The following is a 14,306-nucleotide window of genomic DNA, read 5'->3' as shown; positions in this document are numbered from 1 at the left end:
GCCCGTTTTGCGCGGAGCTTGTTTTCCCCCGTTGCCGGTACTTGAACAGAGCAACCATGCCATGAACGATACCGCCAAATTGTCCTATCCCGGGTCCCGCCGCATTTATGTTCCGGGCCATCTGCATCCGGACGTGCAGGTTCCCATGAGGGAAGTCCTCCTGAGCGACACCCTGCTGCCTGACGGCGCCACCCATGAAAATGCGCCTGTGCGCGTTTACGACTGTTCCGGTCCGTGGGGGGACGAGGCCTATGAAGGAACGGCGGAGCAGGGGCTGCCTGCCCTGCGCGCAGCCTGGATACGGACCCGCGGAGATGTGGAGGAAGTGGAGACGGAACAGGGAGTCTGCCTCCGGTCCGCCGGCGGTCCCGTGACGCAGCGGCATTACGCCCGCCAGGGCATCGTCACGCCGGAAATGGAATTTGTGGCCATCCGGGAGAACCTGGGCAGGGAACAGGCGTTCAAGGCGGTGCATGACCGTTATCCCAGTGAAAAGAGCCGCCCGGAAGAGGCTCAGGCCGTACTGGATGAGCTTACGATGATGCCGCGGCCGTCCGAGCTGGAAGCGCAGGAAGGGTTCGGCCCGTCCAGCATGGTGGCCCGCGACCGCCTGGACCACCAGCATGCGCCGGAGCGCCGGGGCGGCTGCCGCATGCCTGCCTATTTTACGCCGGAATTCGTCAGGGACGAGATTGCCGCCGGGCGCGCCCTGATTCCCGCCAACATCAACCATCCGGAGTGCGAACCCATGGCCATAGGCCGCAATTTCCTGGTGAAAATCAATGCCAACATCGGCAACTCCGCCCTGGGGTCCAGCATTGAGGAGGAGGTGGAAAAACTGCGCTGGGCCATCCACTGGGGGGCGGACACCGTGATGGACCTTTCCACCGGAAAGAACATTCATGCCACCCGTGAATGGATACTGAGGAACTCCCCCGTTCCCATCGGGACGGTGCCCATCTACCAGGCGCTGGAAAAGGTGGGCGGCAAGGTGGCGGACCTGAGCTGGGAAATCTTCCGTGACACTCTTCTGGAACAGGCCCGGCAGGGCGTGGATTACGTCACCGTGCACGCCGCGCTGCTGTTCCGGTTTGTGAACCATACCGCCCGGCGCATGACGGGCATCGTCTCCCGCGGCGGTTCCATCATGGCGCAGTGGAGCATGATTCATGAACAGGAAAACTTCCTTTATGTCCACTGGGATGAAATCTGCTCCATCCTGGCAGCTTACGACATTGCCGTCTCCATCGGGGACGGCCTGCGCCCCGGCTCCGTGGCGGACGCCAATGACTTCGCCCAGCTGGCGGAGCTGGAAGTGCAGGGGGACCTGACCATGCGCGCGTGGAAGGCGGGCGTCCAGGTCATGAATGAAGGGCCGGGCCACGTGCCCATGCACCTTATTGCGGAGAATATGAGCAAGCAGCTGGAATGGTGCATGGAAGCCCCGTTCTATACGCTGGGGCCGCTGGTGACGGACATAGCCCCCGGCTATGACCACATTACCGGGGCCATCGGCGGAGCCATCATCGGCCAGCGCGGCTGCGCCATGCTCTGCTATGTCACCCGGAAGGAACACCTGGGCCTTCCGGACCGGGAGGACGTGCGGGAAGGTGTGGTCACCTACAAGCTGGCGGCCCACGCCGCGGACTTGGCCAAGGGGCACCCCTCCGCCCAGTGGCGGGACAACGCGCTGGCGCAGGCCAGGTTTGAATTCCGCTGGGAGGACCAGTTCAACCTTTCCCTTGATCCGCAGAAGGCGCGTTCCTACCATGACCTGACGCTGCCCCATGCCAACGCCAAAAAGGCCCACTTCTGCTCCATGTGCGGTCCGGACTTCTGCGCCATGCGCCTGAGCCAGGACATCCGCCGCCGTTCACAGCAGTAGGGAGCCGGAGGCGCGGCGTTCCGGCTGCGGCCGTGGGAGCATCTGAAAAAGAATGACAAGGGCAGGGATGGTGTTATGATGCCTCCCAGGATGAAGAATTCATATGTTCCTGTGCTTGGCATTCTTTCCCTGGCTTCTGCCATGATTTGTTCCGCTTCTCCCGTCTGGGAGACGGACTGGAACAAGGCTCTGGAGAAAGCCGGCAAAAGCGGGCAGCCGGTGCTGGCTGACTTTACCGGTTCCGACTGGTGCCCGGGGTGTATTTATCTGCGCACCAATATTTTTAATACGGAGGCCTTTGCCAAATACGCGGAAGACAACAACCTCATGCTGGTGGAGCTGGATTTTCCCAGGAAGGAGGGGAAAATGCCTCCGGAACAGCTCAAGTTCCATGAAGAGCTGATGCGCCGTTACGGAATCTCCGTGTTCCCCACCGTTCTCCTGATGGAAGGGAATGGCGCTCCCTATGCCAAAATAGTAGGGCCGTCCAGGACGGCACAGGAATACCTGAAAAAACTTGAGGCCGCGGGGGAGGCAAGGCTGAAACTGAAAGAAGCCGTGGCTGCTGCCCGCGCGCTGGAAGGAAAGGAAAAGCTGGAAAAACTGGTTCAGGCCCTCAAGCAGCTTCCGGAAGACTTACAGCCTTATCAAAAGGAATTGATCGCGGAAATCTCCGCCCTGGACCCGGAAGACCAGTACGGATTTTCCGGAAAGGCTGAAAAAGCCGTAACCATGGCGGCGCAGCGGCTCATGATGGAGCAATTTTACAAAAAGCACGCTGGCTCCTTTTCCCCGGAAAAAATCCGGGCAAGCCGGGAGGAAGCTTTGCAAATGCTGGAGAAACGGGACCTTCTGCCGGCCATCCGTCTGGAAATAACCAAATACGTCAGCGACGGGTATGCGCTGGAGCGCAATTATCCCAAGGCCCTGGAGTATCTGAAAATGGCCCGTGACGCCGATCCGGAATCTCAGGCGGCCAAAAAGCTGGAGCCGTGGATAGGCAATATGCAGAAAGTTATCAATAAGGGTAAGTAAACCCTGTTCCGGAAGGCTCCCTCTTCCCGTGAACAGGGGAATCATATTCCATCTATTATTTTAAACAAAAAAATGAACTTGCTGCGCTATGATTGATGAAGGAACCGAACATGCAGAAATGAATACGTCCGCCTACATCAGGGAAGAGGAAGTAAAGGAAGAAGACAGCCATTTGCTGAGCTGGGATGAATGGCTGCGCAGGCACGTCGCTCAACTGTTGCTGTTTGCCCGCCAGCAGTCCCGTTCGCCGGAAGATGCGGAGGACATCCTTCAGGATGCCCTGATACGGCTGGCCAGGAAAGAAGCTTCCGGGGAATTTGTGGGTGGCCAGGAGGCGTGGCTTTCCTATGTCTTTGCCTCCATCCGGCGCCTGGCGGTGGACTATGGCCGCAAATCCGACAGGCGCCAGAAGAGGGAGGATGAGGCCTGCGCCGCCGAACAGGACGGGGATATTTGTGCGGACCCCTGGTTTTCCAGCGCCGCGGCGGACGAGGAACTCAAGCAATTCATGGAAATGCAGCTCAAGAAGCTCCCTTCCAAATTCTCAGAGGTCATTGTCCTGAAAATATGGGGGGAACAAACCTTTCAGCAAATTGCGGAAACGCTGGAAATCTCACAAAACACGGTGGCGAGCCGGTACCGCTATGGAATCGACCTGCTCCGTAAGGCGCTGAGAAATAAAAAAGAACAAATTTAACGCCGCACCCCGCTCTTATGAAACATGAAACAACATCATCTGCCGCAGGGGAGGAAGGCGGCGGTACTGCCGCCATGCAGCCCCTTCCCGTATCCGATGAACTGATTTCCCGCCTGGCCGGAAAGTGTGAGGAAATCTTTCCCCTGAATGCCCGTCTCCGGCATGATGAAATCTCTGACGAGGAACTCCGTGAGATGGAATCCCTGTTGAAGCGTTTAAGCCCTTCTCCCGCGAGGGTTCTGTTCAGGGAACAGTGCTGTTCCCTGATGTGCGCTGAATCCGAGCGTGAAATGGAAACCCGGTTGAAAAGGCTTTCCGCCTCGTCCATTCTGGAATTCTCCGTGTGCAAAATGGCCCGGGCCATGGACTGTGCCGGGGAAGTGAAGCAGGAAAAAACGGTGAAAATGTCCCTGTGGCGCCGGCTGGTCTATATTTCCGGCATTTCCGTGGCCGCCGCCGTGGGCGTTGTCCTGATTATGCAGAATACGCTGGCGCCGTCCGGCGGCACGGTGGCCGGAGGGAACGGCGTGGAAGCCGGGGTTGAAAAGGCGCAGGCGCCGATGCTCCCCGGAGAAAAACGTGAACTGCGGAAGCCCACCCTTTTTGAATTGCAGGGAGGTGACGAACGCGTGCCCGTGATCGCCCCCGCCGTCATCCGCAGGATTCTTCCTGAAAAGGAATATTGAGAGGCTGCCGTCTGGGGCAATGGAGGAATTTTTCTTTTTCCGTACGCTGTGTGTGACGTTGCGCAGGATGGAATCTCTTGCGTCCGGCAGTGCGGCCGTAAGCGCGTATGGCCCGGTTGTTCACATGAGGCTCCGGTTGCGGCCGGGAACAGTCGGGGAGAGCCGCCGCCCTTCTGTGGCAACTGAAGGAATACGGGGGAATGCCACCCGGTTCCCTGTTTGGGAAAAGAACCTTCTCCCCCCTGGCTGTCCGGCTCCCTTTATTCCCGTAATTGCTCCTTCTGTCGGCCCTTCCGGCGCTCCGTGATGAACCTGAGCCGGCAGGGCGGCTGGGGGCTGTAAAAAAAATGTGTAAATTTTGAACATTGCACGGACGGATGCTGTATATTATCTCACATGGATATGAAAACCTGTATCTTTCTGACCTTGGGACTGCTGATAGGTTCGGGCTCCGGATATTCCATTGACCGGCCCGCTGGAAGTACGGACCCCCTCCAGCCTCCGCCCCTGACGCCGTATACCCCGCAGACCAGGCCTCTCCCCTCCTCCAGGCCCGCCAGGCTGGGCATTGTGCCCGGTACGGTGCCGCAGGCGGTGGTGGCGCAATTGGAGTTGAGCGGATTCCCCGGAGTGCTGGTGACCAGAATCATGCCGGACAGTCCCGCCGCCAAGGCCGGACTGAAGGAAAATGACGTCATTGTCAAACTGGGTGACATCTCCCTGTCCGGTCCGCAGTCCGTGACGGAAGCCCTCACGGACAAAGTGCCGGGAGACAAGGTTACGGCGGTATTTTACCGCAAGGGCAAGCGGGAAACGGCGGACATCACGCTGGATGGAGGAACGCTTTCCGCTGAGGAAATACTAGCCGCCCAGGGAGACCCCCGCACGCAGCCGCGCGTGGTCCCCTCCGTACGGCGCCAAATGGCCCCGCCCGCGGGAATGGCCGGACGTTCTGCTCTTCCGCAGCGCATCCTGGACATGCAGCAGATGATGGATGATTTTTTAAAGGACTCCGCCATTGATGATTCCCGCATGGATGACATCATCAGCCGGATGGACCTGACGCCCGGGGCGGCCCAAATGCTCCGGAGCCTGCAGGGGCTTCACCAGATGCCCATGCCTCCCATGGGCAAGGTTTCCGGCGGAGGCCACAGCTCGTCTTCCGTCCAGATGTCGGACGCCAAAGGAACCATCGTGGTTTCTTCCAGTTCCCAGACGGGCACCACCGTCCATGTGACGGATGCCTCCGGTAAAGTCCTGTACTCCGGCCCCTACAATACGCAGGAGGAAAAGGAGGCCGTTCCGGAAGCCGTCAGGGAACGCCTGAAAAACATAGAAACCAACTTCTGCTTTTAACGTCTTCATGAAATAGTGGAGAAATCCATGATCATTATGTTAAGGACGGCTGCCCCGGGTGGGGCAGCCTTTTTTATGACAGGGAAGGTTTGTTCTTGCCCTTCCGGAAAAGCGGATCGTTCCTTGAAGAAACGGAAAAATATTGATGGGTTCGGGGAAAGAACGAATGGGGGAATGCCGTATGTTTTCATCAGAGGGACTGGCTTACATGATGAAAACGGGAAGTTTTTCAGAGGGCCGGTTCCCGCAACGGCTTTTATGTAGAAAACGGTATGAATGGTTTTAACTGTCTTTGGGGGATGCTGTGGTGCGCCTCCTGTGTATGGGGCGCGGATATTTTTGTTTCCCCCGCCGGGAATGACTCCCATGCGGGAACGGAAGAGCTCCCCATGCGTTCCGTGGAAGCCGCCGTGCGGAAAGCCGGAGAAGGTGCCCGGGGAAAATGCCAGGTTATTTTGGCAGACGGCGTTTACTACCTGCGGGAACCGTTGGCCCTTCGTCCGGAGCATTCCGGACTGACCATCCGCGCCCAAAACCAGGGCAGGGCGGTATTGAGCGGTGCCGTGCCGTTCTCCGCGGATTGGCAGCCGTTCAGGGACGGCATCATGAAGGCTTCCGTACCCGCCGGACTGGAAATGGATGTGCTGATGGTTAATGGAAAACCCATGCACATGGCCCGGTACCCCAACCATGACCCGGAGGCCCGCATCTTCAACGGAACATCTGCGGACGCGGACAGCCCGCAGCGCGTGGCGCGCTGGAAAAATCCGGAAGGAGGATTCCTGCACGCCCTTCATGCGCGCATGTGGGGGGACATGCACTTCCGCATCACCGGCAAAAAGGGGGACAGCCTGGTCACGGAGGGCGGCTGGCAGAACAACCGTCCCTCGCCTCCGCATGACAGGTACAAATTTGTGGAAAACATCTTTGAGGAACTGGATGCTCCCGGGGAATGGTATCTGGACAGGCGGGAAAACGTGCTCTACCTGTATCCGGAACCGGGCACGGATTTATCCCGGGCCGTGGTGGAAGCCGCCGGGCTTCCGGAGCTGGTCCGCCTTCAGGGGAAGGAAGGCGCACCCGTGAAAAACGTCACTCTCCGCGACCTGGTGCTGACCGGAACGCGGCGCACCTTCATGGAAAACCGGGAACCCCTGCTGAGAAGTGACTGGACCATCTTCCGCAGCGGGGCCGTTCTGCTGCGGAATACGGAAAACTGCCGTATCCTGGGCTGTGAGTTCGTCCATCTGGGAGGGAATGCCGTCTTTGTGGATGGGAAAAATGACCGTGCCCAGGTTCGCTCCTGCCACATCCATGAAGTGGGGGGAAACGGCGTGGCCCTGGTGGGGGACCGTTCCGCCTACCGGGGACCCAGGGACTACGGGGAAGCCCGGGGAATGGCCCTGGAGAAGCTGGACAGGACGCCGGGGCCCAAAAACGGGAAATTCCCGTCCACCTGCCTGGTGGACGACTGCCTGATCTGGCGCACGGGACTGGTTGAAAAGCAGACGGCCGGGGTGCAAATCTCCCTGGCGCGGAATATTACCGTCCGCAGCTGTTCCATTTACGAGGTCCCGCGTGCGGGCATCAACATCGGGGAGGGGGCCTTTGGCGGCCATGTTGTGGAATATTGCGATGTCTTTGATACGGTGAGGGAAACCAGCGACCATGGCTCCTTCAACTCCTGGGGCCGGGACCGGTACTGGGCGGGGGACCAGATGGCGCTGAGCCAGGACCGGAATGTGGTGCTGCTGGATTGCCTTCAGCCCAATGTGCTCCGGACCAACCGCTGGCGGTGTGACCACGGGTGGGATGTGGATTTGGACGATGGGTCCTCCAACTATGTGATCTGCAATAATGTGATGCTCTCCTCCGGACTCAAGCTCCGTGAGGGATTCTTCCGGAAGGTGTACAACAACATTTTTGTGAACAACACGCTGCATCCGCACGTGTGGTTCCGGGAAAGCGGGGATGAATTTTACAGCAACATTGTTTTTGAAGACCGCTACCGCCAGGCGGGCAAGATGGACTTTTCCCCGTGGGGAAAGAATATGGACAGGAATTTCGTCCATGCGGAAGGGATGAAAAATACGGAAAAGGCCTCCGGACTGGCGGGACAGTCCGGGAACGACCGGCGTTCCATAAAAGGGGATGCCCTCTTTGTAAATCCCGGCAAAGGTGACTTTTCCGTCCGCTCCTCCTCCCCGGCGCTCAAGCTGGGCTTCCGCAACTTCCCGATGAACCGTTTCGGCGTGCGTTCCCCGCATTTGAAAGCCCTGGCCAGAACGCCGGACATTCCGGGAACCGCCGGGAACAGCGGAAAAAAGGGGGGCACGGCTCCCGCGGCGGTCCAGGTGCGCAGGCTGGGCGCTGAAGTGAGGGTGGCGGAAGGCGAGGGAGACTTGTCCGTTTTCGGGCTGATGCCGGAAGACCTGGGCAGTGCGCTGGTTGTAGTGAAGGTGCAGAAGGATGGCCCGTGTTCCTCCGCCGGCATTCAGCCCAACGACGTGCTTCTGACGGTGGACGGTCGCAAGGTGCGCGGGGTGAAGAGCCTGGAACAGCTTCTGCCGCCCTCCGGCGAATTGAAAGTGACCATCAGGAGGAACCAGGAAAACAAAAACGTTGCCATGCAGCTTTGACCCGCACTGCCGGGAACTACAGGATTCCGGTCAATTTCCGGTACGTTTCCAGCGCGAAGGAATCCGTCATGCCGGAAAGGTAATCCAGCATGTGTGTCAGGCGCGCGTCCCTCCCTGCATCATCCTTGGGGAGTTTGGCGCCCTGAAGCATGATGGCCACTTTTTTGGCCTGTCCGGAGGAGGGATGGTTCACCCACTCCATGAAAAAGTCAATCAGCTCGCCCAGCACCTTGTAGCCCATGGCCTCCACCTCAATCACCTCCCTGGCCTGGTACACGTTCTCAATGGCATACCTGTAAAGGCCGTCCAGCGCGGCGGACAATGTTGAACTGTCTATCAGGGACTGCTCCATCCTCCCTTGCAGAAGCTCCTCTTCGTGGTCCATGAAACTGTTCACGGCGGTTTGGATGCTGGCGCCGATGGCAATGGCCCGCATGTAATGGACGCAGGAAGCTTCTTCCCCCTGCTGGGCCAGTTCCGCCACGTACTTGAGTTGCCGTTCCTTCAGGAAAGGACTGAACAACTCCCTGGCATGGCTGAAATCCAGCAGGCCGGAAAAAAAGCCGTCTTCAATATCCGCAATGCGGTAGCAAATATCGTCCGCGGCCTCCATCAGGTAGGCCAGGGGATGGCGGCACCAGCACAGCTCCGCAGCTCCCGGCTGATGCCGGGGGAGCAGTCCCAGTTCTCCCGCCACGAAGGAAGCGGCCTCCCGTTCCGGCTCCCCGATGCCGAATTTCTTGCATTCCAGCCTGTTGGCGGGAATAACCGCCTTCTTCTTTACTGCGGCGGAATAGGACTGCGTACAGGGGTACTTCATGAACGCTCCCAGAATGGCGCACGTCAGCTTCAATCCTTTGCCTTCCATCGGGTCCCCGGTGCAGGTCAGGATGCGGAAGCCCTGGGCGTTCCCTTCAAACGGATGAGTCACGCCGTGGCGCGCCAGGGAGGACTCAATGGCGTCTTCCCCGGAATGGCCGAAGGGGGGATTCCCGATATCATGGGCCAGGCAGGCGGTGGAAACGATGGTGGCCAGTCCGGAAGGCCTCATAATGGCATTCAGCTCCTTCCGCTTTTCCCCAAGCAAATGGCCCACGTGCATGCCCAGGGAGGAACCGATGTGGGCCACCTCCAGGCTATGGGTCAACCGCGTGCGCACGTAATCATTGCGGCCCAGGGGAAACACCTGCGTTTTATCCTGAAGGCGGCGGAAGGCGCTGGAAAACAGCACGCGGCCGTAATCCTTGTCGTACTCGTTCCGGTCCTTCTGCGGGGGTGTGGTGCTCTGGTGCGTGGACCCGCACCGGGTATCCGACAAAAGCTGTTCCCAATTCATCATCCCTGGCATGGTACGGGAATGCTACAGGGGAATGCCCGGATGGAACAGGAGAAAATGGGGCGGCCGTTCAATAGGTCAGCATCAGGCCCACGCCCCAGTGCAGGTTATTGTCGTAATTGGTGGAAATGCTGAGGTGGGAGGTCAGGATGTAATGCAGGCCCACGGAATAATCCCGGTCCGTATTCAGGGAAAAGGACAGGCGCAGGCGTGAGGTAAGCGGAATATCGTCCCGTTCCAATTGCAGGCGCACCTTTCCGTCCGTGTCAATGCGCGCGTCAGCAATCAGGAACATGGGGAGCGTGTACCGGGCGCCCAGGGTGCCGTCCACTTCCCGGTCCTTTTTAGTGGTCTGGCGGAACATGTTGCGTTCCCCCGCCTCCCCCTTGCGGTAGGTCCAATCCACGCCGATGTAGGGATAAAGCCACTGCTTTTCTCCGATGTACCTGCCCAGCCGTCCCTCCGCCTCATAACCATGGGTATCCTTGTAGCCTATCTGCCATTCCCCCTGTATGCTCCAGCGGGTGCCCCCGAACTCCAGATCCCCTATATTCCCGTTGGACGCAAAATCATTATTCACGGTCAGGTACCACATCCGGTCCATATCGTAAACGCGCTGAAGCGCGCGCATGGGATGGGGAAGCTGCGGATTGGGCGGAGAATCCTCATACGTGAAAATGCGCCCCATGCCGCTCATCATATGGTACAGGATATGGCAGTGGAAAAACCAGTTGCCGCGCGTTTTCTCTGCGGCGTTGAACTCAATCACCTGGGTGGCCATGGGCTGGATATCCACCGTAAACTTGAGCGGTGAAAAATCCCCGTGCCTGTTCACCAGCCGGAAAAAATGGCCGTGCAGGTGCATGGGATGCCTCATCATGGTATTATTGGTCAGGATAATGCGCACATTCTCCCCTTCCTTGATCATGATGCGGTCCGTCTCTGAAAGAGTCTTCCCGTTCATGCTCCACACGTAGCGGTTCATGTTCCCGGTCAGCATGAAATGCAGCTCCTTCACGGGAACGCCGGAGGGAAGGTTGGTGCGGGAGGGGGACTTCAGCATATCGTAAGTCAGGGTGGTTCCCTCCCCGTCCTCCTGCATGTTCCCATGGCCTCCTCCGTGGGAGGAACCGGGTTTCATATCCATCATCCCCATATTTCCGGAATGGGAGGCCGGCATGCCGCCGGACATGCCGTGATGATGCATCTGGCGGGACATGGGGCCGGAATTCATCTTCATCATCTTCATATTGCCGCCCATGGTCATCATCCCGTTCATCTCCTTCATCTTCTTGAAATAATTCAGTTTGGGAAAGGGGCGCAGCGGCTGCTTCTCCCCATGGCCAAGCCACAGGGAGGAAGACCCGGTGGTATCCTCCGCCGTCGCCTGGAACTCAAAGGATTTGCCGGACTCCGGCACGGTCAGGATCAAATCATAAGTCTCGGAAACCGCAATAATCATGCGGTCCACGTCCACGGGAACCACGTCCTTGCCGTCGCTCGCCACCACGCGGATCTTGCCGCCAGCGTACCTCAGCCAGAAATACGTGGAAGAAGCTCCGTTGACGATGCGCAGCCTGATGCGGTCGCCGCCCTTCAGCCGAGGCAGGGAAGCCTGAGGGGTTCCGTTCAGGAGAAAGCGGTTGTAAAACACGTCGCTCACATCCATGGCGTTCATGCGCTTCCATTCGCTGGTCAGCTTGGTTCCCAGGTACCCGGCACGCAGGGCCTCCCAGTAGCTCTGCACGCTCCCCTTGCGGATGGAAAACCAGTCCGAACCCGTGTGAAGCTTCCTGTTGACCTCGTTGGGATTCTCGTTGGTCCAGTCGCTCAGCACCAGCGTATACTCCGGCAGGGCGTCTTCCGTTCTGCGCGCCGGGTCGCCGGGCCGTTTGCGGACGACGAATGCGCCGTACAGCCCGCTCTGCTCCTGAAGGCCGCTGTGGGAATGGTACCAGTATGTGCCGTTCTGGATAATAGGGAAAGTATAAGTATGCGTGGTATGGGGCTTCACGGGGGCGGAAGTCAGGTAGGGCACGCCGTCCTGGTCATTGGGCACCAGCAGGCCGTGCCAGTGGAAGGACGTCTCCGTATCCATCAGGTTATGCACCCGTATCACGGCCGTATCCCCCTCCGTAAAATGCAGGGTGGGGCCGGGAATGCTCCCGTTGATGGTCATGGCCGGGCGCGTGACTCCGGTAAAATTAACCGGAGCGTCCCGGACATACAAATCATACTCCACCGTTTTTGCGAAGGATAGAGAAAACTGTGCTGTCAGGAAGCACAGGAATGGAAAAAAATGGAAGGAAAGCTTGAACATGAACAAGAAAAAATTACCTCCAGAAAAGACCTGTCCATTCCATCTCCGGTTCAAAATGAACGCCGGGTGCCGTGTCATGGTTTCCGTGAAAGACGGAAAGGGGAATAAAAACTGCCGTATTAACCCCTGGGCTTATCGTTGGGGAGCCTCCCGGGAGAAACCGGAGTAACCAGAAAAGAGGCCAGGATAAGCACGCTCCCCAGGGCGAGCAGGGGAATGCTGGGGCTCTCTCTGAACAGGACCAGGGAGGTAAACGCCGCCAGGGGAATTTTGAGATTATTCATGATGGCGAGCTTGATGGGAGCCACTCTGCGCGCGCCGTAATTCCACAGGAAAAAGCAGATTCCGGAGGCTACCACGCCCAGATAGGCCAGCAGCCACCATTGCACGGTTGAAATCTCCCGCCAGCATGCCAGTCCTGCGGGAAGTCCCGTGGGCGCGGTAACCAGCAGGGCTCCCGCGTAGGCATAGGCAAAGCTGGAAGCCTCGCCGCCTTTAAACCACGAATCCTTCAAGGAGGCATAGGTTATCTGGCCCGCCGCAAAACAGAGATTGGAAAGCTGCACCAGAAGAATGCCCGTAAGAAGTCCCTTGCCGGCAGTGTACCCGTTCCAGAGAATTCCTGCGCCGCCTGCGGCGGCAAGAACGGCAGCCGCGATGTGAAGACTAGACAGCCTTCCTTTGATCAGCGCACTCGCCAGCACCACGTAAATGGGAGTTGTGGCTGTGAACAGGGCTACCTGGTGGGAGGGCAGGTAATGAAAGGCGGCAATGTAGCAGAGGTACATTCCTCCGAACTGCACGGCGCCTATGCCCATCATGGTCAGGGCATGGTGCGGCGGGGTCTTCCGCAGGAAAGGAAGGAAAACGGCCAGGGCCCCGGCCATGCGCGCCATGGCGACAAAACTGGCAGGCAAGCCAGACAGGAAGTTCCCCAACAACCCGAATGACAACGCCCAAATAAGAGACGTGACCAGCAGTGCAGACATGAAGAGCGGAAACCATACGGGGGACGCTCCGGCAAGTCAATGCCCGTGGCATAAGGCGCACTGCCTCCAATCGGAGGAGGGGAGGAAATTGCCCCGGTCAGGACGGCTTAAGCCTTTTGCGTATAAGACTGTTTGATCAAGGTAAGGATGTAATCCAGCTTGTCCGCATTTTTTACAGCCAGTTCGTACGCGCCGTTGCCGTGATGGCCGATGCTGGAAACATCCCTGGCGAGTTTGTAGGGGTCTTCCAATTCGCCTTGGGGAAGGTTGATCCAGAGTTTCAGGCCTTGTTTCTGCAAGGCGATATCCGTGAAATTTGAGCCGTTGACCGTGAAGGCGACATAAAGCTTGGTGGCCTTGATTTCAACGTTGCCCAAATCAAGAATTTTTTCTCTGAGGCTGTTGTAAACATCCCGCACTTCTTCCGGAATATCCTTCAGCCGGTCTTGCTCCGTGTAGACGATAACCTCCTTGCTGACGGCATTGACGGCGCTGTTTTCCGATGAAACCGTTTTAATGCTTTCCGTTGCGTTGAGCTTCCGGACTTCTTCAAAGCTGATGGTTTGATTGCTGTATTTTTTAATCTCCCACAGGGCGATGGGCAGGTCCTTGAAATTAATCGCCTCTTTTTGATAAGGGGTGAAGCCCTGGGAAATGAAAATGATCCGGGATTGGGACCAGTCCACACTATTGCGTTTCAACGGCTCGTTCCGGGATTCGTTATATTCCAGAATGAAATCAGCCTTATTGTTAAGCATTACGGAAAGATAGGCGTAGCCCTGGTCGACCACGCTGAAACTCTTGTCCTGCTTGTATTCAATGATGACGAACGCCTTGTTCTTCCTGTCAAAAGCCAGCGTGTCAATTCGCAGTTGCTGAACGGAACCGGAGATCGTGAATTCGGATTTGACGAATTCCAGCCCAAGCAGCGTCTCCAAATTCGCTTCCACCAGATGTTGAATCTCCCGTTCCAGCTTGAACGGAGTTTCCTTGATCTGGTTCAATATTTCCAGTTTTGAATTAAAAAGCGGCATTGCAGAAAATATGGGATATTGAAAACATGCTATCCTTGGAAGGAGTAGATGACAAGACAATCAACATGCAGCAAGACGGGACTGTTTCATCAATCCTGCCCTTACCTGAAAAAAAACGCCCCGGAATACTGGATTCCGGGGCTTTTATAAAGATGGTACGCGGTACTGGTTTCGAACCAGTGACCCCATGCGTGTGAAGCATGTGCTCTACCACTGAGCTAACCGCGCATTTGCAGTGCGGAGGGAATATATCGTTCAAGCAGGAGATTGGCAAGGAGTTTTTTGAAGGCGGGTGAAAAAGAGGCGTTGTTTTTCTTCCGCCAGGGTTT

10 protein-coding genes and 1 tRNA gene are annotated in these 14,306 nt (G+C 57.7%); 6 read left to right on the top strand and 5 right to left on the bottom strand.

Going from position 1 to position 14,306, the window contains the following annotated elements; translation table 11 throughout:
* Window positions 1-61: 61 nt before the first annotated feature.
* The 6 genes from thiC to ABGM91_RS11000 all read left to right on the top strand — a co-directional run bounded on the left by thiC (window position 62) and on the right by ABGM91_RS11000 (window position 8,298).
* Window positions 62-1,885: a phosphomethylpyrimidine synthase ThiC gene (thiC, locus tag ABGM91_RS11025; RefSeq protein WP_290566567.1), complete on the top strand. Its 1,824-nt coding sequence runs from the start codon at window positions 62-64 to the stop codon at window positions 1,883-1,885.
* A 90-nt stretch (window positions 1,886-1,975) separates the two neighbouring features.
* Window positions 1,976-2,920, top strand: a complete 945-nt coding sequence (locus ABGM91_RS11020; RefSeq protein ID WP_354832314.1) for a thioredoxin family protein — start codon at window positions 1,976-1,978, stop codon at window positions 2,918-2,920.
* A gap of 118 nt (window positions 2,921-3,038) precedes the next feature.
* Window positions 3,039-3,617 (top strand): RNA polymerase sigma factor, encoded by a 579-nt coding sequence (locus tag ABGM91_RS11015; protein ID WP_290566565.1) that lies wholly within the window; start codon window positions 3,039-3,041, stop codon window positions 3,615-3,617.
* Window positions 3,618-3,634: 17 nt separating this feature from the next.
* Window positions 3,635-4,303 carry a hypothetical protein gene (locus ABGM91_RS11010; protein ID WP_290566564.1) on the top strand — a complete coding sequence of 223 codons (669 nt, stop codon included), beginning with the start codon at window positions 3,635-3,637 and terminating at the stop codon, window positions 4,301-4,303.
* A 402-nt stretch (window positions 4,304-4,705) separates the two neighbouring features.
* A complete protein-coding gene (locus tag ABGM91_RS11005; protein WP_354832311.1) occupies window positions 4,706-5,659 on the top strand; it encodes a PDZ domain-containing protein in 954 nt (317 codons plus the stop codon).
* A 272-nt stretch (window positions 5,660-5,931) separates the two neighbouring features.
* Entirely contained in the window at window positions 5,932-8,298 is a 2,367-nt protein-coding gene (locus ABGM91_RS11000) for a PDZ domain-containing protein (RefSeq protein WP_354832309.1), read from the top strand.
* A gap of 16 nt (window positions 8,299-8,314) precedes the next feature.
* On the opposite strand, the gene dgt is transcribed toward ABGM91_RS11000, so the two are convergent.
* From dgt to ABGM91_RS10975, 5 genes are all read right to left on the bottom strand, one after another.
* Window positions 8,315-9,637: a dGTP triphosphohydrolase gene (gene dgt / locus ABGM91_RS10995; protein WP_354832307.1), complete on the bottom strand. Its 1,323-nt coding sequence runs from the start codon at window positions 9,635-9,637 to the stop codon at window positions 8,315-8,317.
* A gap of 67 nt (window positions 9,638-9,704) precedes the next feature.
* Entirely contained in the window at window positions 9,705-11,954 is a 2,250-nt protein-coding gene (locus tag ABGM91_RS10990; protein ID WP_354832305.1) for a multicopper oxidase domain-containing protein, read from the bottom strand.
* A gap of 119 nt (window positions 11,955-12,073) precedes the next feature.
* Window positions 12,074-12,943 (bottom strand): EamA family transporter, encoded by an 870-nt coding sequence (locus ABGM91_RS10985; protein WP_354832303.1) that lies wholly within the window; start codon window positions 12,941-12,943, stop codon window positions 12,074-12,076.
* 107 nt (window positions 12,944-13,050) lie between these two features.
* Entirely contained in the window at window positions 13,051-13,977 is a 927-nt protein-coding gene (locus tag ABGM91_RS10980; RefSeq protein ID WP_354832302.1) for a DUF5655 domain-containing protein, read from the bottom strand.
* Between the two features lie 153 nt (window positions 13,978-14,130).
* A tRNA-Val gene (locus ABGM91_RS10975) sits at window positions 14,131-14,205 on the bottom strand.
* Window positions 14,206-14,306: the final 101 nt, after the last annotated feature.

Source organism: Akkermansia muciniphila, from assembly GCF_040616545.1.
In the GTDB taxonomy this organism is placed as follows: domain Bacteria; phylum Verrucomicrobiota; class Verrucomicrobiia; order Verrucomicrobiales; family Akkermansiaceae; genus Akkermansia; species Akkermansia muciniphila_E.
This window is presented reverse-complemented; position numbering and strand designations above follow the sequence as displayed.